Annotated in this window: 20 protein-coding genes; 8 read left to right on the top strand and 12 right to left on the bottom strand. The window is 58.9% G+C overall.

Annotated features, from left to right (window positions below; translation table 11 throughout):
* Position 1 precedes the first annotated feature (1 nt).
* The 4 genes from AC1UK9_RS14075 to pmrG all read right to left on the bottom strand — a co-directional run bounded on the left by AC1UK9_RS14075 (position 2) and on the right by pmrG (position 5,305).
* Positions 2-1,015: an iron ABC transporter substrate-binding protein gene (locus tag AC1UK9_RS14075; protein ID WP_482577699.1), complete on the bottom strand. Its 1,014-nt coding sequence runs from the start codon at positions 1,013-1,015 to the stop codon at positions 2-4.
* A gap of 213 nt (positions 1,016-1,228) precedes the next feature.
* Positions 1,229-2,746: an ArnT family glycosyltransferase gene (locus AC1UK9_RS14080; protein WP_482577700.1), complete on the bottom strand. Its 1,518-nt coding sequence runs from the start codon at positions 2,744-2,746 to the stop codon at positions 1,229-1,231.
* The gene (gene arnT / locus AC1UK9_RS14085) at positions 2,743-4,464 is read right to left on the bottom strand and encodes a lipid IV(A) 4-amino-4-deoxy-L-arabinosyltransferase (RefSeq protein ID WP_473015732.1); all 1,722 of its coding nucleotides are present in this window, start codon (positions 4,462-4,464) and stop codon (positions 2,743-2,745) included. The genes AC1UK9_RS14080 and arnT overlap by 4 nt, the downstream gene beginning before the upstream one ends.
* A 298-nt stretch (positions 4,465-4,762) precedes the next feature.
* On the bottom strand, positions 4,763-5,305 hold the full coding sequence (gene pmrG, locus AC1UK9_RS14090) for a lipopolysaccharide core heptose(II)-phosphate phosphatase PmrG (RefSeq protein ID WP_371262558.1): 543 nt from the start codon (positions 5,303-5,305) through the stop codon (positions 4,763-4,765).
* A 456-nt stretch (positions 5,306-5,761) separates the two neighbouring features.
* On the opposite strand from pmrG, the gene AC1UK9_RS14095 reads away from it, so the two are divergent.
* The gene (locus tag AC1UK9_RS14095; protein WP_482577701.1) at positions 5,762-7,024 is read left to right on the top strand and encodes a sensor histidine kinase; all 1,263 of its coding nucleotides are present in this window, start codon (positions 5,762-5,764) and stop codon (positions 7,022-7,024) included.
* 8 nt (positions 7,025-7,032) lie between these two features.
* Here AC1UK9_RS14095 and AC1UK9_RS14100 read toward each other — a convergent pair whose 3' ends face one another.
* The 5 genes from AC1UK9_RS14100 to AC1UK9_RS14120 form a co-directional block, all read right to left on the bottom strand.
* Entirely contained in the window at positions 7,033-7,584 is a 552-nt protein-coding gene (locus AC1UK9_RS14100; RefSeq protein WP_025109792.1) for a PqiC family protein, read from the bottom strand.
* 16 nt (positions 7,585-7,600) lie between these two features.
* The gene (locus AC1UK9_RS14105) at positions 7,601-9,256 is read right to left on the bottom strand and encodes a PqiB family protein (protein ID WP_025109791.1); all 1,656 of its coding nucleotides are present in this window, start codon (positions 9,254-9,256) and stop codon (positions 7,601-7,603) included.
* A gap of 113 nt (positions 9,257-9,369) precedes the next feature.
* Positions 9,370-10,671, bottom strand: coding sequence for an NAD(P)/FAD-dependent oxidoreductase (locus AC1UK9_RS14110; RefSeq protein WP_025109790.1), 1,302 nt, complete (start codon positions 10,669-10,671; stop codon positions 9,370-9,372).
* Complete coding sequence (locus AC1UK9_RS14115) at positions 10,668-11,756, bottom strand: polyamine ABC transporter substrate-binding protein (RefSeq protein ID WP_025109789.1); 1,089 nt, start codon at positions 11,754-11,756, stop codon at positions 10,668-10,670. The genes AC1UK9_RS14110 and AC1UK9_RS14115 overlap by 4 nt, the downstream gene beginning before the upstream one ends.
* Before the next feature lie 197 nt (positions 11,757-11,953).
* Complete coding sequence (locus tag AC1UK9_RS14120) at positions 11,954-13,312, bottom strand: glutamine synthetase family protein (RefSeq protein ID WP_025109788.1); 1,359 nt, start codon at positions 13,310-13,312, stop codon at positions 11,954-11,956.
* A 161-nt stretch (positions 13,313-13,473) separates the two neighbouring features.
* Here AC1UK9_RS14120 and AC1UK9_RS14125 point away from each other — a divergent pair, with 161 nt between their 5' ends.
* Together AC1UK9_RS14125 and AC1UK9_RS14130 are read left to right on the top strand one after the other, a co-directional pair.
* Positions 13,474-14,373: a helix-turn-helix domain-containing protein gene (locus AC1UK9_RS14125; protein ID WP_482577702.1), complete on the top strand. Its 900-nt coding sequence runs from the start codon at positions 13,474-13,476 to the stop codon at positions 14,371-14,373.
* A gap of 126 nt (positions 14,374-14,499) precedes the next feature.
* Complete coding sequence (locus tag AC1UK9_RS14130) at positions 14,500-15,015, top strand: cupin domain-containing protein (protein ID WP_482577703.1); 516 nt, start codon at positions 14,500-14,502, stop codon at positions 15,013-15,015.
* Between the two features lie 160 nt (positions 15,016-15,175).
* On the opposite strand, the gene AC1UK9_RS14135 is transcribed toward AC1UK9_RS14130, so the two are convergent.
* Positions 15,176-15,787, bottom strand: coding sequence for a dTMP kinase (locus AC1UK9_RS14135; protein ID WP_482577705.1), 612 nt, complete (start codon positions 15,785-15,787; stop codon positions 15,176-15,178).
* Positions 15,788-16,005: 218 nt separating this feature from the next.
* Here AC1UK9_RS14135 and AC1UK9_RS14140 point away from each other — a divergent pair, with 218 nt between their 5' ends.
* Positions 16,006-17,139: an aminotransferase class V-fold PLP-dependent enzyme gene (locus AC1UK9_RS14140; RefSeq protein WP_482577706.1), complete on the top strand. Its 1,134-nt coding sequence runs from the start codon at positions 16,006-16,008 to the stop codon at positions 17,137-17,139.
* A 118-nt stretch (positions 17,140-17,257) separates the two neighbouring features.
* On the opposite strand, the gene AC1UK9_RS14145 is transcribed toward AC1UK9_RS14140, so the two are convergent.
* Positions 17,258-18,130: a patatin-like phospholipase family protein gene (locus AC1UK9_RS14145; protein WP_473015742.1), complete on the bottom strand. Its 873-nt coding sequence runs from the start codon at positions 18,128-18,130 to the stop codon at positions 17,258-17,260.
* Positions 18,131-18,263: 133 nt separating this feature from the next.
* Between AC1UK9_RS14145 and AC1UK9_RS14150 the strand changes: the two genes are divergently transcribed.
* On the top strand, positions 18,264-18,893 hold the full coding sequence (locus AC1UK9_RS14150; protein ID WP_482577708.1) for a cytochrome b/b6 domain-containing protein: 630 nt from the start codon (positions 18,264-18,266) through the stop codon (positions 18,891-18,893).
* Positions 18,890-19,666: a molybdopterin-dependent oxidoreductase gene (locus AC1UK9_RS14155; protein ID WP_482577709.1), complete on the top strand. Its 777-nt coding sequence runs from the start codon at positions 18,890-18,892 to the stop codon at positions 19,664-19,666. Before AC1UK9_RS14150 ends, AC1UK9_RS14155 begins: the two co-directional genes overlap by 4 nt.
* 77 nt (positions 19,667-19,743) lie before the next feature.
* Here the strand turns inward: AC1UK9_RS14155 and AC1UK9_RS14160 are convergent, their stop codons facing one another.
* Positions 19,744-20,328 carry a TetR/AcrR family transcriptional regulator gene (locus AC1UK9_RS14160; protein WP_473015745.1) on the bottom strand — a complete coding sequence of 195 codons (585 nt, stop codon included), beginning with the start codon at positions 20,326-20,328 and terminating at the stop codon, positions 19,744-19,746.
* A gap of 199 nt (positions 20,329-20,527) precedes the next feature.
* Between AC1UK9_RS14160 and AC1UK9_RS14165 the strand changes: the two genes are divergently transcribed.
* Together AC1UK9_RS14165 and AC1UK9_RS14170 are read left to right on the top strand one after the other, a co-directional pair.
* Positions 20,528-21,205, top strand: coding sequence for a type 1 glutamine amidotransferase domain-containing protein (locus AC1UK9_RS14165; RefSeq protein ID WP_482577710.1), 678 nt, complete (start codon positions 20,528-20,530; stop codon positions 21,203-21,205).
* A 102-nt stretch (positions 21,206-21,307) separates the two neighbouring features.
* The gene (locus AC1UK9_RS14170; protein WP_482577711.1) at positions 21,308-22,432 is read left to right on the top strand and encodes an alkene reductase; all 1,125 of its coding nucleotides are present in this window, start codon (positions 21,308-21,310) and stop codon (positions 22,430-22,432) included.
* The last annotated feature ends 82 nt before the right edge of the window (positions 22,433-22,514 follow it).

A 22,514-nucleotide genomic window follows, 5' to 3' on the forward strand; every position in this document is an offset into this window, starting at 1 on the left:
CTTACAGCAGTCCGGCCTGAGTCATCAGCTCGACGGCTTTTTTACTGTCAAGTTTCGAGGCATCGACCTTCGGCGCATCGAGATCTTTGAGTGGCACCAGTTTCGGGTTGGACTGAGCGCCCTTGCCGACGGCGTACTCAAACGAATTGCCGGTGTGCAGGACTTCCTGGCCCTGTTTGCCGGTGATGTATTTGAGGAATTGTTGAGCTTCGTCCTGATGCTTGCTGGAAGCCAGCACGCCCGCACCGGAAATGCTCACGAATGCGCCCGGGTCCTGATGTTTGAAGTAGTGCAGTTGGGTGTTCTTGCTGTTTTCACCGGTCTTGGACTGATCGACGAAGCTGTAATAGTGGTAGATCACGCCGCTGTCGATCTGGCCGGCATTCACCGCTTTGAGCACGGCGCTGTTGCCGCGATAGATGGTTGCGTTGGTTTTCATGCCTTTGAGCCAGTCCAGCGTGGCGGCTTCGCCTTTCTGCTCAAGTACGGCGGCGACGATCGCCTGGAAGTCGGCACCGGCAGGCGAGGCGGCCCAGCGGCCTTTCCAGTCAGGTTTGGCCAGATCGAGCAGGGATTTTGGCAGGTCTTTCTCAGTCAGTTTGGCCGGGTTGTAGACGAACACCGTCGAGCGGGCAGCGATGCCGACCCATTGGCCGTGGGCCGGGCGGTAAGCTGAATCCACTTGCTCAAGCGTCGTCGGCGCTACCGGGGCGAACAGCTTGGCGTTATCGACCAGCACCATGGCTGGAGAGTTTTCCGTGAGGAACACGTCAGCCGGCGAGGCCGAGCCTTCCTGTACGAGCTGGTTGCCCATCTCAGTGTCGTCACCATTGCGGAGGGTGACCGGAATGCCGGTTTCCTGGGTGAACCCGTCAACCCAGGCTTTGGTCAGGCTTTCGTGCTGCGCGTTATAGACCACGATACCAACGGCGTCGGCAGCCACTGCGTGGCCGGCAACGAGCAGGACGGTCGTCAGCAGAGCGGGTTTGAAGAACGATGCAATACGTGGGTGCATGACCAGTGAGCTCCTGTTTATAAGACGTTATGAGCAAGCCTTCGCAGCGTGATGCAATGCGAATGATTTGCAAGTGTTAAGTCGCAGGGCAATTTAGGGGGGCAAATGAGAAAAAAACGTCAAACAAACCGTTAATACTTGTCATTGTCATTCAGATTAGGCGACGACGTCATCGGGCGCACGATTGCTGTGCGCCCGATGACGTGTTTTTTTTCAGGAAGGGTTTGGAATGTAAGCGACGCTCTGGTCTTCACGACCGTGGAACATCTGCTCGCCGCGGGTAGGCGTGGTGGTGATGACTTGATGATCGCTGCTCAGATAATTCAGCGGCGGTGTATCGCCGGTGCGGTACTGGGCGACGACGATCGTGCGTTGCGGATCCCAGTGCTGGCCGCTGGTGCGTTCCAGCCAGGTCATCAGCGCTGCGGTGTCACCCGTGCGCGGAAAGTCCTGACCTTCTTGCACGTAATAGAACGGCGCACCGCCGGTTTGCAGGTACATCGGCACTTTGTTGTCGACCTCGACCATGACCATGCGCCACTGGTTGAGCGGCGCCTGCTGGCTGGCCTGCTGACGTACCGAGTCGCCAAACGGAATCGCGCCGCCGCCACTGTTGGTCCACGGATAGAGGACGCCGAGAATGGCGACCAGGGCGACAGTGGCAACGCCGAAGCCGATTTTCCAGCCACGGCCTTCGGAATTGCGCTGCGCCATGCGTCGGGTGATCCACCAGGCGCCGAGAAGTTGCGCGAACGGCACCAGTGGCAGTACGTAATAGCTGCGACGGCTGCCGCTGGCGGTGAAAAACAGCATCAGCAAGCCGAGGCCGAGGATCAGCCAGCGGGTGTCTGGCTCGATGTCACGCCAGTTGCGGATCGCCACCCACAACGCAATGATCCAGCACGGCGCCCAGGGCAGGGTGTAGACCGGCAGATAGATCAGGTAGGTGTAGATCGGCCCGAATTGATCGAACGGCTGGAAAAACCGCACGACGTTTTCCCGCAGAACCAGGCCCAGGCCGCTTTCGCCATAGTTCGGCGCGCCGTAGAGGTGCGACAGCAGGAACGGCACCATATAGAAGGCGCCGGCAATCAGCAGGGCGGCGCACAGGCGCAGGTTCAGGTGGCGCTTCCAGCGGTGTTCGCCGAGCAGATGCGGCAACAGCACCAGCCCGGGCAGGATGAAGCCGATCAGGCCTTTGAACAGTGAGGTCAGCGACAACAGCCCGAAGAACACCAGATAACGCGAAAATCGCGTGTCCTCCGGTCCGCGCCAGTACCACCAGACCGCCGCCAGAATCCCGCAGACGGTGAGGATGTCAGCCGTGGCGACCCGCGCCCAGAACACAAAATAGAAGGTTGTCGCCAGCATCCAGCCGGCGATCAGTCCGGTGCCTTTGCGAAACAGTTGCTCGCCCAGCAGATACACCAGCCAGACGCTGAACCAGGCGGAAATCACCGAAGACAGGCGCAGCGACCAGTGGCCCAGGCCACCGGTCAACCAGGCGGTGCCGGTTATCAGCCAGTAGGACAGCAACGGTTTGTCGTAATAGGGCGTGCCCTTGAGGTACGGGTCAAAATAGTCGCCACTTTGCAGCATCTGCAGGGCGATATTGGCCCAGCGGGTTTCCGCGCCCCACAATTCGCGGCTGCCCAGGCCGAGCAGCAGCATCAGGGCAGTCGCGGCCAGCAGGAGCAGCAGTGGCCCCCGATCAGACGTATTCCGGGTCATGGCTGGCTCTGGTTGAAGATGAGGATTTCCAGTTGGCCACGGCGGTAATGCTTGCCGTCGATGGGCAGCAGCTCAAGTTGCTGAGCGTCCGATGTGCTGTTGACTCGCATTACCACGCCGACCGAGCCTTTTTTGCGGGCTTCGGTCATCCACTGGCCAACGTCTTCCAGACTGACTTTGCGCGAGGCCATGGCCGGGTCATCGAGACCGTACTTGAGTTCGCCGACGGTGTTGAACAGATCCACCTGCGGACGACGCAGACGCCAGGACAACGCAGATGCTGCGCCCAGGTCGTTACTCAGCAACGAGGTGGTTTCGCTCAGTTCCTGCTGGTGTTCGGCAATGAACTGATCCGGCATTTTGCTGTTGACGATGGTTGCCGGCATCGCGGCCGGCAGCAACGCGATGAGCAGGCCAATGCCCAGCGCCGGTGTCGCCCACAACGTCAGCGGTCGCAATGTTTGCAGCGAGCCGGCGATGAGCCAGCCCAGCAGCACGATATAGGCCAGCGACAGGCTGAACATTTCGGTGTGTTCGTAAATTTCGCGGGTCGCTTGCAGATAGATCAGCGCGACCAGCGCGGCAATGGCCAACACCACGTTGACTACGCCGTTGCTACGCAACACGCGACCGTCCTGGCGATCAAGCCAGCCCATCACGGTGTAACCCATCAGCAACGCCAATGGCAGCAGGCACGGCATGATGTAAGTCGGCAGCTTGCCGCTGCTCGCGCTGAAAAATGCCAGCGGCAGCACGAACCACAAGGCCAGGAAGCCGATTTTCGGGTCGCGTTTTTCGCGCCAGGTGCGCAGCAATGTCGAAGGCAACAGCAGCGCCCACGGCAAGGTGGATGCAAACAGCAGCGGCAGATAGAACCACCATGGGCGCGCATGCTGGGCATCTTCACCGGCGGCAAAGCGGCGGATGTGTTCGTGCCAGAAGAAGAAGCGCCAGAAGTCCGGTTCACGCGCATGCACGGCCAGTGCCCACGGCACGCTGACCAGTGCGGCCACCGCAACGGCAACCAGCCCATAACGCACCAGTTCGCCAAAGCGACGCTGCCAGATCATGTAGGGCAGGGCGATCAGTACCGGCAGCATCAGGGCAAGAAAGCCTTTGGTCATCAGGCCCATGCCGCAGGCGAGCCCCAACAATGCCCAACCACCCAGCCGACCGCGCGGGGTATTGCTGTCGATGGCAAACCAGATCGCTACCAGGCTCAGGTTGACCCACAAGGTGAACTGCGGATCGAGGTTGGCATAACCAGCCTGGCCGGCGATCAGGCCGAAGCTCATATAAAGGAGGGCGCAAGCCGCGCTGATGCGCGGGTTGTTCCACAGACGGCGGGCCAGCAGATAGGCCAGCCATACGCTTACCCCAGTGCTCAGCGCGGAGGCGATGCGCACGCCGAACAGGTTCTCGCCGAATATCGCCTGGCCGATGGCGATCATCCAGTAGCCGGCAATCGGTTTCTCAAAATAGCGAATGCCCATGAAGTGCGGCGCTACCCAATTGCCACTCTGCAGCATTTCCTGGCTGATCTGGCCATAACGGGTTTCATCGGGAATCCACAGGCCGTGGGTCATCAGTGGCAGCAGATAAAACACTACGAACGCCAGTACCAGACCGGGGATCGCAAAACGCTCGATCACGGTGCTCGGTTGGAGGCGAGGCAAATTCAAAGCCGCATGGTGCAGCGGTTTGTTCTCAGACGTCATGACTGGACCTTGGTGCAGTACAAAGTGTGCGTTTCAATGACGCGCCTGGCGATTTCCGTAGCAGGCGTGACATCGGGTTGGATGAATGCAGGCGCAAGCACGTCCGGTGGACGTTTCCTGCATTCAGAGAACTGGCGTGCTTCCAGCTCTAAGTTCTCTCTGGAAAGACAAGCTTTAAAACGGAATATGTCCAGTTTTCGAAACTTAAAAACATTTCTTATTACAAATTGGCGGGTGCAACGCGCGAGCCAGAGGCGTGTTTGCGCAATACCGAAAAGTTGTACAACACGCCTGCCTGTTATTTGTTCATGCGTTGCCAGCCTTCGGGATTCATGAGGCCAATGACTTTAAGCTCGCCTTGCGCGTCGATCCGCACTAAAACAGCGCTGCCATATTCGGCAGCGACTGCTCGGGGATAACCGGTTTGCCTTTCAAAATCGGCGATGCAGCCGCTGTGCGTCACCAGAATCATGTTCTGCCCGGGCGTCTTGTGCGCCACCACCTCATTGCGCAGTGTCGGGCCACAGGTTTCCAGCCATTCCTGGGGCACCGCATCGTGACCGAGCATGTAATGTGCAGTCTGCATGGTGCGCGTCAGCGGGCTGCTGAAGACCTGGGTTTTCTGCAGGCCCAATTGCATGAAGCCTTGGCCGACGCCGGCTGCAGCAATGCTGCCCACCTGAGTGATACCGTCCGCCGGCCCCAGGCAGGTATTGGTCGAGCGGTCGCAACGCTCGGTATGCCGCACCAGTGCGACGACTTCGCCGGCCTGCCAGGCGCTCACCCATTCCTGGGTGGCAGATGCACTGGCATAGCGCAGGTTGGCGGGCGAGCGTTGCATCCAGACGAAGCCGCAAATCAGTGCGATGAGCAGCAAACCGACAGCAATGATTGCCCAGGTGCGCGGACGAGACAGGTCCCATCGCTTGGACGCTGATTGTACTTGTACTAATTCAACCAAAACGTTGCCCCTTGTCATTCCCGAGTTCCATTCAGTACACACACAGTGCAACGTGAGCTCGAGAAGGTTAGTTACTTTACGGTGGTTTGCTTGAATGGCTGCTGAACACTACGGTCAGACGCGTGTCGGAGCAGTGAAGAACTTGTGAAAAATTTGCGAGGGCCAACCTGTTTTAACTAAAACGGCTATTTGATAAACAAACTCAAATACTCGTTTTGTTTATCGGCGCTACTTAACAACGACGGCCGTGGAGGCGAAGCTGCGCCCCTTGGGCCCGTGGCATCGCGCGCTACCTTGTCTGTTGTTCTGAAATCAGCACTGGAGTCATGAAACCGGATGGACCTCAAGCAAAGCCTCGCCAATCGGATCGTGATTGTGTTCGCCTTGATGAGCGCTCTGTTTGCGGGTGTGTTCGCGATGGGCATTGTCGCCACCGTGCATGTCGTCGAGCACAAGTTGACCATGACCGCCCTGAACGGTGGTTTGCGCCGCTTGCTGGCAATGGACGACATCAGCCAATGGCGGCATGAGCCGGAAAAAAGCGAATTGTTTTTCTTCGAGAACGGTCCCGGTCCCATGGCGCTGACCGAACCACTGGCGAGCCTGCCCCTGGGTTTCCAGGAGATAACGTTGAATGGTGATGACTTCTACGCCATGGTCGACGCGGTTGGCGGACGCAAATATGTGCTGCTGCGCAATCAGGAAAGCTTTGAACAGCGAGAGCATCTGCTATTTGTCGTGGTGATCGTCGGTTTCATCCTCAGCGTCATTTTGGCTGTCACGCTCGGCAGGCTGTTGGCACGGCAGGTCATGGCACCGGTGATCCGCCTGGCACGACAGGTTCGCCATCGTGATCAATTGATTGCGTTGGCGCCGGCACTGCACCCTGACTACGCCGACGATGAAGTCGGGGCCCTGGCACTGTCTTTTGACCAGACTCTTGGCCGCTTGCGAGACACCCTGAATCGGGAAAAACTCTTCACCAGTGACGTGAGCCATGAGCTGCGCACGCCGTTGATGATTCTGGCCAGCTCCTGCGAACTGTTGCTGGCCAACCCCTCGCTTGAACCGCGCTCCACCGAGCACGTCAGACGGATAGCCCGGGCCAGCAGTGAAATGCGCCAACTGGTCGAGACTTTTTTGCTGCTCGCGCGCAAGCCCGAAGAGCTCGGAACCGCCTCCACCTGCACGCTCGAAGAGGTTGCCGATGCCCAGGTCGAAGTCTGGGGGCGATTGATTCGCGAGAAGGGTCTGGCGTTCATCTATGAGTCGAAGCAGGCCGGCACGGGGCGATATGACCTGACCTTCCTGCAGTCGGTCATGGGCAACCTGCTGCGCAATGCCTGGCACTACACCGATCAGGGCTTTGTGCGTCTGACCCTGCTCAATGACAGTTTTGTGGTCGAGGACAGCGGCATCGGGATCCCTGAAGAGAAACGCCACGCCATGTTTCAGCCGTTCGTGCGCGGGGACGAACAGCGCGGGGAGGGCCTTGGACTGGGGCTGTCGCTGGTGCAGCGAATCTGCAGCCATCAACAGTGGCAGGTGCAACTGGTGACGCGCGAACCCAACGGTTGTCGCTTCACCGTCACGCTGTAGCCGATGGCTCAGGACGCCGATGGACAGCCACGCGGGTTGCCCGCCGCCTGACTGATCAATGCCGCCAGGCGCCTGACGTTGTTCTGTTGCGCGGCCACCAGATCGTCAATCCCCGGGCCTGACGGCGTTTGCAACGTGGAGCGGCACGTCAGCAAGCTGTTTTCCGCCGCGCCACTGGGGCGCAGACGCCATTTGACGTCAATCAGTCCGTACTGGCCGGGGATCGAATCAAAACGCTGCACGTCGATGCGCACAGAGACATTGCCGCGAGTGCCGGTGTTGCTCAGTTGATCGTTCAGTGCACTGCGTAACTCATCCGCCAGACTCGCTCCCCACCATTGGGTTTCCAGAATCGCCAGGCCACTGCTGCCTTGGCGGATGACAATTTGCGGGCGGTCGACTTGCGGGGGCACGGTGATTCCCTCAATGGGAATCTGCGCCCCGGCCCGGGTGTTGGGCAACTGCACCGGCGTCAGCGTGTGAAAGCTGATCGGGTCGCTGCGGCAGGCCCCAAGGAGCAGGAACGCAGCGAGCAGGGTGATCTTCAGCGGTAAAGCCATGGGGTAGCTCCTGTGCTCAATTGCGCGGCGGTCCTTTCAGATCCAATGGCGCGGCGTTGTCCGGGCGGCCACGTATCAGCGACTCCGGATGCCGTCCCAGATAATCCGACAGCTCACGCAGCGAACGCGACATGCGCCCGAGCTCGTCGAGGGTCTGCGTCAGTTTTTCACGCTGCGGCGAGTCTTCGGCCAATGTCGAGCTGGCGGACTGCAAGGTCTTGCTGACGTCGGCCAGGGTGGCCTGCACACCCGGCAGGGTTTTCGCGTTGAACTGGGTCAGGCCTTTGCGCAGCTCGACGAGATTGCTGTCGAGGTTGCCGGCAATCCGTTCGACCGGCAGTTTGTTGAGCTTGTCGACCATCGCTTCGAGCTTTTCCTGCAGCTGTTCGAGGCTGCCGGGAACGGTCGGCAGGATCACAGGCCGAACGGTCGGATCGAACGCAACCTTCTCGGCTTTCGGGAAGAAATCCAGCGCGATGTACAGTTGCCCGGTCAGCAGGTTGCCGCTGCGGGCCTGGGCGCGCAGGCCATTATCGACAAAGGTGCCGAGCAGACGAATGCCGGCGGCTTCGTCGTTGGGATCATGCTTGAATTCGGTCAGCATCTTTTTGTAGGCCTGCCCCAGACGCTGCGGGTAAATGACGATCCCGACATTAAGCGGGAAGGTGCGCTTTTTCGCATCGAAATCCAGGTTGATGCCCACCACCCGGCCGATCTCCATGCCAAGGAACTCGACCGGCGCATCGACCTTGAGTCCGCGCAGCGACTGGTCGAAACGCAGCACCATGTATTGCGCCTTGCCGTTAGGGGGGGCGAGAGCGGTCTGTTGGTCGGCGAACAGCTCGAAGTCCTTGTCTTCGCCTGCGGCCACGTCGTTGGGGCTGTAGTCCGGAGCGCGGAAGGCGATGCCGCCCACCAGCAAAGTCGAAAGCGATTCGGTTTTCACCGCAAACCCGTTGGCGCCAAAGTTGACGTCGATGCCGCTGGCATTCCAGAACCGGGTGTTCTCGGTGACAAACGCATCGTTCGGCGAGTGAATGAATACTTCGATGTCGACCCCTTTGCCATCGGGGTCGAGGGTGTAGGTGACGACTTGGCCGACCGGTATCTTGCGGAAATACACCGGTGAGCCGATGTCCAGCGAGCCCAGATCGGAGGCGTGCAGCATGAAGCGCTTGCCCGGTTCGCCGTAGGTAATCGGCGGTGGATTTTCCAGGCCTTTGAAGTGTTTCGCACGGCCATCGGCCTGACCGATGTCGGCGCCGATGTAGTCGCCGGAGAGCAGGGTGTCGATGCCCGAAACACCGCCGGCGCCGATGCGCGGGCGCACGACCCAGAATTGCGAGTCTTCGCGGGTGAAGGTTTCGGCCTGTTTGGACAGTTTGATGGTGGCGTCGACGCTCTTCTGGTCGCCGCTCAGCTCGACGTCAGTCACCTGGCCGATCACCACGTTGCGGTATTTGACCTCGGTCTTGTTGGCGGTCAGACCGCTGCCGGTCTTGAAGTTGACGATGATCGTCGGGCCTTCCTGCATCAGGTTGTGCACCACCAGCGAAATGCCGACCAGCACCGCGACGATCGGGACGATCCACACCAGTGAAATACTGAAGCGTCGGGTCTTGATCGGGGCTTGCCCCGGTGCTCGCGGCTCATCGGCGGCTGACGACTTCATCCATGTCCTCCTCGGTTTGTTGGGCACTGAGCGTCAGGAACGCAAAAGCACTTCATCAATATAGAAGTGCCTTGCGATAGAGCAAACCGAAAGGATTAATTGCCCGAACGCCGTCAGCCCACCAGCTCACGCAGCCGATACCAGAACATGCCCAGTGCCAGCAGCGGCGAACGCAGTGCCGGGCCGCCGGGAAAGGTCATGTGCGGCACTGCGCTGAACACGTCCATGCCCTGACTGTGCCCGGCATGAATCGCCTCGCCCAGCAGTTTGGCGCACCAGTGCGTGACGTTCAGGCCATGGCCGGAATACCCCTGAGCGTAGTACACGTTCGGCTGCTGCTTGAGTCGGCCAACCTGGGGGAAGCGGTTGGCGGTGATGCCGATCTTGCCGCCCCACTGATAATCGATGCGCACGTCTGCCAGTTGCGGGAAGACCTTGAGCATCTTCGGTCGCATGTAGGCCGCGATGTCGGCAGGATCGCGTCCGGAATAGTGGCATGCGCCGCCGAACAACAGGCGTCGATCCGCCGAGAGCCGGTAGTAATCGAGGCCGACTTTCTGGTCGCACAGTGCAAGATTGTGCGGGATCAATTGCGCGGCGCGCTCCTCGGACAACGGCTCGGTGGCGATGATGTAGCTGCCGGCCGGCAGCACCTTGCCGCTGAGCTGCTGTTCGAGTTCATCCAGGTGGGCGTTGCAACCGAGCACCAGACTGCCAGCACGCACGGTGCCGTGGGCGCAACGCACCTGAACGGTTTCGCCATGAATGATCTGCTGCACCGGGCTCTGCTCGAAGATCCGCACGCCGAGGGACGCCGCCAGACGTGCCTCGCCTTGCACCAGATCCAGCGGATGCAGGTGGCCGGAGCCCATGTCCACCAGACCACCGGCGTAGACCTCGGCGTTGACCACTTGTTGACGGATCTGCTCGGGGCCTACCAGCCGGGTTTCATGGCTGTAGCCAAGCTCGGCAAGGCTGACTTGCTCGTCCTTGAATGCCGCGAATTGTGCGGGGGTGTTGGCCAACTCACAGAAGCCCCAATGCAAGTCGCACTCGATGTGGTTGTCAGTGATGCGCTGGCGTACCAGCTCCACCGAATCGATCCCGGCACGTTGCAAGTAACGCACGCCGTCATTGCCGACATAGCGGGCAAAGCCTTCGACTTCATGGCCAATGCCGCGGATCAACTGGCCGCCGTTGCGCCCACTGGCACCCCAGCCGATGCGCCGGGCTTCGAGCAACACCACCGACAGGCCGCGCTGAGCGAGTTCGATGGCGGTGTTGACCCCGGTGAAACCACCGCCGATGACGCAGACATCAACGTTCAGATCGCCGTCCAGCTTGGGGTATGGCGTGCTTGCCCGCGCCGAGGCTGCGTAATAGGAGCGGGCGTGTTCCTGGGTGTACTGATTCATTTGTTCGACTTCACTTTGCTCCAGGAACGGGTCATCAGACGCATGATCGACTGGGGCGGGGTGGTGGAAATGTACAGTTTGTCGAGGACTTCCTGCGGCGGATAAACCTCTGGGTTATTCACCAGCGCGACGTCCATGTACTGTTTGGCGGGCGGATTCGGGTTGGCATAACCGACCGAGGCACTGACCTTGGCGATCACCTGCGGGTCGAGCAGGTAATTAATGAAGGCGTGGGCTTCTTTAGGATTGGCGGCGTCGGCCGGAACTGCCAGCAGGTCGAACCACAGGTTGGCGCCTTCCTTGGGAATGGCGTAGGCGATGTTCACGCCGTTCTTGGCTTCCTTGGCGCGGTTGGCGGCCTGGAACACGTCGCCGGAATAACCGAAGGCCACGCAGATATCACCGTTGGCCAGGTCCGAGACGTATTTGGAGGAGTGGAAGTAGGTGATGTACGGGCGGATGCTCAGCAGTTTGGCTTCAGCTTTTTTGAAGTCTTCCGGGTTCTCGCTGCGTGGGTCCATGCCCATGTAGTTGAGGATCGCCGGGAACACTTCGTCGGCCGAATCCATCATCGACACGCCGCACTGCGAGAGCTTCTTGATGTTTTCCGGTTCGAACAGCACGGCCCAGGAATCGATGTGATCAATGCCCAGCACTTGCTTGACCTTGTCGACGTTGTAACCGATGCCGTTGGTGCCCCAGAGGTACGGCACCGAGTGCGCGTTTTGCGGGTCGTTTTTCTCCAGCAGCGCGAGCAGTTTCGGGTCGAGATTTTTCCAGTTCGGCAACTGCTCGCGATCCAGTTTGAGGAAGGCACCGGCCTTTACCTGACGGGCAAGAAAGTGGTTGGACGGCACCACCACGTCGTAACCGGTACGACCGGCGAGGAGCTTGCCCTCCAGGGTTTCGTTGGAATCGAAAACGTCGTAGATCACCTTGATCCCGGTCTTGGTCTGGAAGTCGGCGAGGGTGGTTTCACCGATGTAGTCGGTCCAGTTGTAAACGCTGACCTGTGGCTGAGCCAGCGCTGCAGTGCTGCACACCAGCGCCAGAGCGGCAGGGACCATGGATTTCAGTAGACGCATATCGACACCTCTTGAAGTTATTGGATTTTTTCAGGTGGTTCTGGATTTTCAGGTCGCTCATTGTTCCTCTGTGGGCGGGGCTTGCTCGCGAAGAGGCCGGCACGTTCAGCATTACTTGACTGATACACCGCTTTCGGGAACAAACCCCTCCCACAAAAGCCCCTCCCACAGGGGGCGAAGGGGCTTTGCGGATTGGCTTAGACGCTGAGCAGCAGGAACTCGCGTTCCCACGAACTGATCACGCGCTTGAAGTTTTCGTGCTCGGCGCGTTTGACGGCGACGTAGCCGCGTACGAACTTGCTGCCCAGGTACTCGGCAACGGTGTCGCACTCTTCCATTTGCGTCAGCGCTTCTTCGATAGTGATCGGCAGGCGCAAATTGCGGCGCTCGTAGGCCCGACCTTCAACGGCAGCACTCGGCTCGATGCCTTCGACCATGCCGATGTAGCCACACAAAAGGCTCGCAGCAATCGCCAGGTACGGGTTGGCGTCAGCGCCCGGCAAGCGGTTTTCCACGCGCATGGATTCCGGGCCGGAGGTCGGCACACGCAGGCCGACGGTACGGTTTTCTTCGCCCCATTCGACGTTCACCGGTGCCGAAGTGTCCGGCAGGAAGCGGCGGAACGAGTTGACGTTGGGCGCGAACATCGGCAGCACTTTCGGGATGTATTTCTGCAGCCCGCCGATGTGATGGCGGAACAGCTCGCTCATCGTGCCGTCGGCATTGGCGAAGATAGGCTTGCCGGTGGCGATTTCCACCACGCTCTGGTGCAGGTGCATGGCGCTGCCGGGTTCGTCGCCTATCGGTTTGGCCATGAACGTCGCGGTGACGTTGTGCTTGAGCGCCGCCTCGCGCAGGGTGCGTTTGAATACGGTGATCTGGTCAGCCAGATCCAGTGCGTCGCCGTGACGGAAGTTGATTTCCATCTGCGCCGGACCGTCTTCGTGAATCAGCGTGTCCAGGTCCAGACCTTGCAGCTCGCACCAGTCGTAGACGTCTTCGAACAACGGATCGAATTCGTTGGCGGCGTCGATCGAGAACGACTGACGACCACTTTCCGCACGGCCCGAACGACCGAGCGGCGCCTTGAGTGGCAAGTCCGGATCTTCACAGCGCTGGGTCAGGTAGAACTCCATTTCCGGCGCCACAATTGGCTTCCAGCCTTTGTCGGTGTACAGCTGCAGGACTTTCTTCAGCACGTTGCGCGGCGACAGTTCGATCGGGTTGCCGAACTTGTCGAAGGTGTCGTGGATGACGATGGCGGTCGGCTCGATCGCCCACGGAATCACATACACGGCGTCGGCTACCGGCTTGCAGACCATGTCGATGTCGGCCGGGTCGAGCAGGTCGTAGTAGATATCGTCGTCGACAAAATCCCCGGTTACCGTTTGCAGCAGCACACTTTCCGGCAGGCGCATGCCTCGTTCATGCAGGAACTTGTTGGTCGGTGCGATCTTGCCGCGGGCGATGCCGGTCAGGTCACTGACCACACATTCAACTTCGGTAATCTTGTGATCTTTCAGCCAAGTGAACAGCTGATCGAAAGGGGCATTCATAAAGACCTCGTTATTGGTTTTATAGACGCCGGGGAGGGCGGGTTTCATCTTCCGCCCCTTCCCCTGTGGCGCGTTGACGACTATCTTGGGCGTGCCTTGCAGTTCCATCTATCCACTTTAAGCAGCACCAAAGCGCACCAAAAGAGTGCGCAAGGTCTCCCATGACAACGTGCAATCCGCTACAGGTTCAGGCTTTCAATACCGCTGATGTCTCCGAGCAAATCCGTGCCACGCCGGGTTGGGTTCAGCATTACCAGCAGATGTCTCCCGGACATTTCGCCGGGCAGATTCGCTATCTGGATTTGCAGGGCGTGCAGGTTTACGAAGAACAGATGAACACCCGCGTCGAACAGAATTTCAGCGCCCCAGCGGGTGCCTTGGCGTTTTGTTTCGATCGCAGCGACAACGCGCTGTATCTGCTCAACGAAGAGAGCCGCAACATCTGGATCACTCCGGAGAACTACCAGGAAATTGCCGTGGTTTTTGGCCCGGAATTCGTCCGGCAACACGGTCTGGACGTGTCCCGACTTGAAGGCCTGTTCATGGCGCCGCTGAATTGCGGGCAGAACGCCTTGTTCAGTCGCTGGTTAAGCTCGACACTCACGAAGTTGTCGCAAACCCTTGATCAACCAAGCAAAGAAGCCCTGACTCAACAGTTGCTTGAAGACTGTCTGTTCATCCTCGACAACGCCCGTGCGCGTCTTGATCGCGGCGGTCTGCAGCGCCGTAGCGAGGAACGGACGATCATGAAGCGAGTAGGGGAATGGGCTGCCGATTCGCCGGAAGAGACGGTCAATCTGCTGGAACTGGCACAGGTGGCGGGCGTCTCGCTACGGCAGTTGCAGCATGCGTTCAAGAACTTCACCGGCATGACGCCAAGCCACTGGTTGCGCCTGCGGCGATTGAACAGCGCGCATCGTGAGCTGCTCATGCGCGCGCCGACGGAAACTACAGTGGCCGAAGTGGCGATGAACTGGTCTTTCTGGCATCTGGGGCGGTTTTCCAGCGGCTATCGGGCGCTGTTCAATGAGTTGCCAAGTGAGACGCTCAAGCGTTGTTGATCGATCGCGCCTTTATGGTGTGCGCGCATAAAATCTGCAAACGTGCAGCTATCGTCGGTTAACTACACTAAATAGCCGTTTAGTTGAGCTATCGGAGAATCTACCTTCAAATCAACGGAGCAGACCATGAACCCAGGGAAATCAGGCGTTAAGGAGGTGATTGCGGCGCTGGATCTGCAGCCTCACGTCGAAGGCGGCTATTTTCGCAGGACGTTTCAAGCTGATGAGCGCGCCATGCTGCAAACCACCAATGGACCCCGTTACCTGATGACTGCGATTTATTACTTGCTGACCGAGGATTCGCCGGTGGGCCAGTTTCATTTCAATCAGTCGGACATCCTGCATTTTTTTCATCTGGGAGATCCCATCGAGTACAACATGATCCACGCTGACGGTTCGCTGCAGACGCTGATAATGGGCAACGACGTTCTGGCAGGTCAGCATTTGCAAATGCACGTGCCTGGTGGAATCTGGAAAGCTTCGCGGCTACTCGACGGTGAACATGGATTTGGATTGATCAGCGAAGCGGTATCGCCAGGATTTGATTTTGCGGACATGCAAATGGGTGACCGCAAGAAACTCACAGCGCAATTTTCGCAGCATCGAACGCTGATTGAAAAACTGACGCGGGATGATGATTGAGGCTTGGGAAAAGCGAGGCTCACGAGCAAAGGCTCTGGATTGAAATCTGGCGTGCAACCGGGCTGATCGCGAAACATCTTGTTACGTGTAATGTATATTATGTTAAATCATGTATTACGCTACGCGCCTCTTGCATCAACACTTGCCTCCATTCCAACGATCACACCAGCACCCTGTAGATCTCAGAAACCACCTGCATCGTAGCGTCTTCAATCGTTCCCTCGTTACGGCATAGAACCCAACCATGTTCCTTGACCGCTCGCTCGAACATCACCGTACACGCCACATGTTCTGCATGCTGCTGGATCACGGTGCCGCCTGATCCTCGAGATCGCGCCGCAGCCCTTGCCCATGAAATATCCGGATCAGTCACGACGCCGACATGCAGGTCCGGCACTCGCACGTCTCGATCCAGGTTCAACTGGAGAATCTCGGCAAACGGGATGGTTTGGCGAAACGCGGCATCAGACGGATACCAGCGATCGATCAGGACAATGCTGTCCAACGGTTGCTTCGTCAGTACGTGTCGGGAGATCCAGCGACGGCTATCAGCCAGGCGCTGGCACACAGCCCATTCCAGATCCGCCGAAGGATTTCTGGCAAGCGTGTTTATCAGGGCCATGGTTTCACCCCGAAAAGGATCACTTTTTCTCTCGCAAAGCCTGATGACTTTCTTGTTGGCTGCCCTCATTGTCTTTGTAACCGCCTCCAGCAGTGTGGTTTTACCGGTGCCCTTGGGCCCATCGAGAGAAACAAACAGCGGACGATTCATTGTTCACATCGCTTGGTTGTGGCCGCCGGACCGAACGTTTCGATCTGAAAATCGATAAACACATTGATCCGGCTGGAGAATGATTGTGCATCACTGTTCCCTCCTCGTCTTGTGCCGCTGTGATTGAACGCAAGTGCTGACAAGCCGGGCAACCTTGTCATTTGCCACGGCTTGAGGCAGGGTCGATACCACTACATCTCTGCCAAAGGAGTTCCGCCATGTCAAAGCTCTATCCCGGTATCGATCCTGAGGGACTGGTCGAGTACTCGGTGGTCTACACCGACCGCTCGCTCAACCACATGTCGCAATCCTTCCAAGGCGTGATGAAGAACGTTTCCAAGACCCTGAAACAGGTCTACAACGCCGAAGCGGTTGCGGTGGTCCCGGGCAGCGGCACTTTCGGCATGGAAGCGGTGGCGCGGCAGTTCGCCACCGGCCAGCCATGCCTGGTGATACGTAACGGCTGGTTCAGTTATCGCTGGAGCCAGATACTTGAGATGGGCAACATTCCGGCGGCCACCACGGTGCTCAAGGCGCGACCGGTCGACACCGACCGCCACGCTGCCTACGCCCCGCCTCCTCTGGACGAAGTGCTGGCAGCCATTGCGGCACATAAGCCTCAGATAGTCTTCGCGCCCCACGTTGAAACATCATCCGGGATCATCCTGCCCGACGAGTACTTGCGGGCGGTTGGCGACGCCGTGCATGCGGTGGGCGGTCTGTTTGTGCTGGACTGCATCGCCTCGGGCGCGATTTGGGTTGATATGCACAAATGCGCAATCGACCTGCTGATCAGCGCGCCGCAGAAAGGCTGGAGCGCCTCCCCTTGCTGCGCCCTGGTGATGTTCAGTGCGCGGGCCCTCGAACGCATCGAACAGACGCAAAGCAGCAGCTTCGCCTGCGACCTGAAAAAGTGGCTGCAGATCATGCAGGCCTACGAACAGGGCGGCCATGCCTACCACGCGACCATGCCCAGCGATTCCCTCGCGCGGTTCGACGATGTGATGAAAGAGACGCAAGCCTACGGTTTCGACAAGATCCGCGACGAACAACAGGCGCTGGGTGATCAGGTACGCGCCCTGTTGACCGGCAAAGGCTTCAAAAGCGTGGCTGCTGCCGGTTTTCAGGCTCCCGGCGTCGTGGTGAGCTACACCGAGGATGGCGACATCAAGAACGGCAAGAAATTTGCCGAGCACGGCCTGCAGATCGCCGCCGGAGTACCATTGCAATGTGACGAGCCGGCCGACTTCCAGACTTTCCGCATCGGGCTGTTCGGACTCGAGAAGCTGCAGAATATCGAACGTACGGTCAGCCTGCTTGAGCAGGCACTCGACGAAGTGATGGCTGACTAACTCATCTTGCCTCGGTCGATTTCATGCACTGCATTCCCGACGGGAATGCAGTCATCAGCAGCCAACGCCTCTTTATTGGCGAACACCTCGCGACGACGGTCGCTGGGTGATTCCGAGATCACTCATCAGCAAAATGATGAGTATGCGCCAGCAGCGAATCGGGTATTCCGTCGCGGATCAATCCGCCCTCCTCTATCCAGGTCTGAGTTGACTGATAAGCCCGTTGCAGCAGTTGGTCTGTCTGGTTGAAGTCGAACACTGAAGCGTCCAGTGGGCACAGCGGCGGGACCACATGGATGGCTGCACGTGCACGGTACAGCTCGATGTCACGCACCAGTTGACGCATGCTCATCAAGTTGAGCGTGTGCAAGGCCAGCGCAACGAGTCCAGTGGGCGGACAGGGGCAGGCACAACCGAACCCGGTGGGCAGCACCAGAACCCGTGTTGCGCCCAATGCCACCGCACTGGCGATCGGTGTGTTGCTGCTGACGCCGCCGTCGACCAAAAATTTTTCTCCGACTCGCACGCTGGGAAACACCAGCGGAATCGCCGCGCTGGCGAGCAAAGCCTGTTCGGCGCTGCCGCTGGACAATAGCTCCTCGGCACCGCTGAGCAGATTGGTGGTGACGATATAAAGTGGTAACTCGGTGTCTTCGATCCGTTTGACCGGCAGTGATCTGCTCACTAAACGGTGCAAGGCGGATGCACTCAGCAAGTGCCCGCGACGATTCAGAATGCCCTTGAGGGTGTCGAGCGCAGAGAAAGGGAACACATCCGACTTGCGCAGGCTGCGCCAGAAGTCCGCGAGTTCGCTCACGCCTTTGGCATTCGGTCTGGCGGCGAAGTAGGCACCGTTAATGGCGCCGACCGACGCGCCAACCACCAGGTCGAATACGACGTCAGCCTCAACCAGCGCCTGTAACATCCCGACCTGAACCGCGCCCAGGCTGCCACCACCGGCCAGGACAAGCGCTGTTTTCGCCATTGGCATAACCACCTCCTCACCTCGTGCCTCAGCTAACAAGCCTAGCTGGAGATGGCATTGCAGGGAGGCATGGTGGTTCGGGTTAGCGTCTACACTGGACAGTAGGTTATGCCGTTGTTCGGATTTGGAGCCTCCTCCAATGTCATCTGCACCTGAAACTACCCGTTCCGATACGCAGAACAGCCATCCTGCCTGGTTGAGGCTCGCCCATTGGCTGAATGCTTTGGCGATAGTGGTCATGGTCACCAGTGGATGGCGCATCTACAACGCCTCGCCTCTTTATGGCTTCGATTTTCCCAATTCGATCACCTTGGGCGGCTGGCTGGGCGGCGCGTTGCAATGGCATTTCGCGGCGATGTGGCTGCTGGTCGTCGTCAGCCTTCTCTACCTGCTTTTCAATGTTTTTAGCGGTCGGTTGTCACGACGATTTTTTCCTGTATCACCCAAAGGCTTTTTTCATGACCTGTGGTCTGCGCTGCATGGCCGGCTGGGGCATGACGATATAAGTCATTACAACCACGTGCAGCGTGTGGCGTATCTGTTTGTGATACTCGACGTGACGGTGCTGGTGATATCCGGGTTGGTCTTGTGGAAGTCAGTGCAGTTTCCGTTACTGCGCGAACTGCTCGGCGGCTACGACAGTGCGCGGCACGTGCACTTCATTGCCATGTCTCTGTTGGTGGCGTTCATCGCCGTGCATCTGCTGATGGTCGCGCTGGTGCCAAAGACGTTATGGGCCATGATTGTCGGCCACAAGGAGCGTGTATGAGCAAGCGCCCAGCGTTGGATAAATCGGCCATTCTGCAGGACGCACGGAACATCATTTCGCGGCAAATCGAAGATCACTCAAGACGCGCCTTCCTGTTGCGTAGTTTGACCCTCGGCGGCGTGGCCATGTTATCCGGCTGCAACATCTCCGATAACGATCAGGTTGAAACGGCCCTGTCGTCCATGTCGCGCTTCAATGACAGGGTCCAGGGCTGGCTGTTCAACCCCAACGCCATGGCCCCCACTTACCCTGAGTCGATGATTACGCGGCCATTTCCGTTCAATGCCTTTTACGGCATCGACGAAGCGCCGGTCGTCGATGAAGACAGCTACCGTCTGGAAGTTACCGGTCTGGTTGCTGACAAGCACAGTTGGCGGCTCGAGGAGCTGCGGGCGATGGCGCAGACCGAGCAGATCACCCGGCACATTTGCGTCGAGGGCTGGAGCGCCATCGGCCGCTGGGGCGGCGTACGCTTCAGTGATTTCCTCAAACGCGTTGGCGCCGACACCGATGCCAAGTACGTCGGCTTCAAATGCGCCGACGATTACTACACCAGTATCGACATGCCCACCGCCCTGCATGCGCAAACGCTACTCACGCTGACTTACGACGGCGCCGTACTGCCGCGTCAATATGGCTTCCCGATGAAGCTGCGCATGCCGACCAAGCTGGGCTACAAGAACCCGAAACACATTCAGGCGATTTTCGTCACCAATACCTATCCCGGTGGCTACTGGGAAGATCAGGGCTATAACTGGTTTGGCGGTAGCTGATGCAAGCGGCTAGACATCACGAAGACGCTGATCACACGGCCTGCTCATAGCCATCCGGGTCGATGAAGTGGGTGCGCTCAGCTTTGCAAAAGCCGCTTCGTCATCACCATCGACGTCTGCAGCGACTGCCCCGTGCGCTGCAACTTGTTCAACAAACTGGCCCCCAACCAAAGCTGATAAAGGGTTTCGGCCAGTTCGCGCGCATCGGTCTTCGGCAAACTTTTATCCAGCTGCCCTTCTTCCAGGCACGTCGTGATCCGCGCAACGATGCGTTCGGCGCCGTCGCGCAAGGTGAGGCGCATCGATTCGGACAGGTCGGCCACTTCTGCACTCAACTTCACCACCAGGCATTCATCGCCATGGCCTTCCAGGGTGCAGCGGTTCTGCCAGCCCTGCCAGTAATCCATCAGCCGCTCATAAGCGCTGAGACCGGGCAGTGTCAGGCGGCGCTCCATGTCGGCAAGGTAGCCGACAAAGTAGTCCTCGAGCAGCGCCTGGCCGTAGAGTTCCTTGGATTTGAAGTAGTGATAGAACGAGCCCTTGGGCACGCCGGCGGTTTGCAGGATGTCGCTCAGGCCAACGCTGGTGAAGCCCCTCTCGGCCATCATCCGGTGGCCGGTATCGAGCAGGTGTTGGCGAGTGTCGTCGTAGGTCGGTTTCATGGGGCGCAAAATACCAAACAATAGACCCGTCGTATATTTCTGATGGGCAGGAGTTTGCCACAGCGAACACTCGGAAACACGGTCGAAAGAATTTACTAGACGACCGGTCTAATTGGATTCTATGCTGTGCCCCGTCAATCCTTCCGACGGTGTCGAACGTGAACAGCTTCACCGACACCACACCAACCCAGGGTGCGCTATGAAAATCTTGATGGTTCTGACTTCCCACGATCAGCTCGGTAACACCGGCAAGAAAACCGGCTTCTGGCTCGAAGAGTTTGCAGCCCCCTACTACGCCTTCAAGGATGCCGGCGCGCAGATCACTCTGGTTTCCCCCGCTGGTGGCCAGCCACCGCTCGATCCGAAAAGTGATGAGCCCGGTGCGCAAACCGCCGAAACCGATCGGTTTCGCAACGACCCTGCTGCCCAACAGGCACTGGCCAATACCGGGCTTTTGGCGGAGGTCAGCGCTGACGATTTCGATGCCGTCTTCTACCCGGGTGGTCATGGCCCGTTGTGGGATCTGGCCGAAGACCAGCATTCGATCGCCTTGATCGAAGCCTTCGACCGCAGCAACAAGCCTCATGGTTTCGTCTGCCACGCGCCGGGCGTGCTGCGACACGTGGTTGCCGCCGATGGCAAGCCGCTGATTCAGGGCCGAGACGTGACCGGTTTCACCAATGCTGAAGAAGCGGCAGTCGGCCTGACGGATGTCGTGCCGTTCTTGATCGAGGATGAATTCCAACGTCTCGGCGGTCGCTACTCGAAAGTGGCGGACTGGCAGGTTCATGTCGTCGCTGATGGGCAACTGGTAACCGGTCAAAACCCTGCGAGTTCGGCGGCCGTCGCCGAAAAATTGCTGAAAATGCTCGCCTGACGGCTAGCGAATCAACGTCCCATGCACCGTGCACGTCCTGCACGGTGTTTTTTTTACCGCATTAATAGTCGACTGGTCTAATAAGGCCAGAACAGGAATCACATGAAAAACAGCCCTTTCTTCACCCCCGTCACCTTGGGCCTGCACACCTTGAAGAACCGCATCGTCTTGCCTCCCCTCACCCGCCAGCGCAGTTCGCAACCGGGCAATATTGCCAATGCATTGATGGCCGAGTATTACCAGCAACGCGCCGGCGCCGGTCTGCTTGTCACTGAAGGCACGCAGATCGAGCCACGCGGTCAGGGCTACGCCTGGACTCCAGGCATTCACACCGCTGAACAAATTGCCGGTTGGCGTCTGGTCACTGAGGCCGTGCATGCCGAGGGCGGGGTGATTTTCGCTCAGCTGTGGCACGTAGGCCGCGTATCCCACACTGCGCTGCAACCCAATGGCGCGGCGCCGGTGTCGGCTTCCGCTATCGCCACCGATCGAGTCAGCGTTTTTATCGAAACCGCTCCGGGTGCCGGCGAGCTGGTTGCGCCATCAACCCCGCGAGCGCTGAGCACCGATGAAGTTCAGGAACTGGTTCAGCTCTACATTCAAGCGGCGCGCAATGCCATGGACGCCGGCTTCGACGGCATCGAATTGCACTGTGCCAACGGGTATCTGGTGAACCAGTTCATTTCCGCTCACAGCAATGTGCGAACCGATCAGTACGGTGGCTCTCTGCACAATCGCCTGCGGTTTCTGCGTGAAGTGGTGTCTGGCGTCGCCGAGTGCATCGGCAAGGAAAAAGTTGGCGTACGTTTCGCCCCGTTGTTCACTACCACAGACGAAGCGCGCACCTATCTGGGCCTGGTCGAAGAGGACCCCCACACCACCTACATTGAAGCGATCAAAGTGCTTGAGGACGTGGGCATTGCTTACCTTTCGATTGCCGAAGCCGACTGGGACGATGCGCCGGCGATGCCACACACTTTCCGTCGCGCCGTGCGGGACACCTTCAGTGGCGCGATCATCTATGCCGGGCGCTACAACGCCGAGTCCGGTGCGCAATTGCTTGAATCGGGTCTGGCGGATCTGGTGGCGTTCGGCCGGCCGTTCATGGCCAACCCGGACCTGCCGGCGCGCATCGCCAATGACTGGCCACTCAATCCCCTGAACCCGGCCACGGTCTACGGCGGCAATGCCGAAGGCTATGTGGATTACCCGATCTACGGCGAATAAATCCCCCGACGCACACCCGCGCTCCCACTTCCTCGGGAGCGCACCCTTTCCTCCCCGCTACACCAACAACCTCGCGCGCCGC

Source organism: Pseudomonas sp. AK-TSAG1-1, from assembly GCF_056821665.1.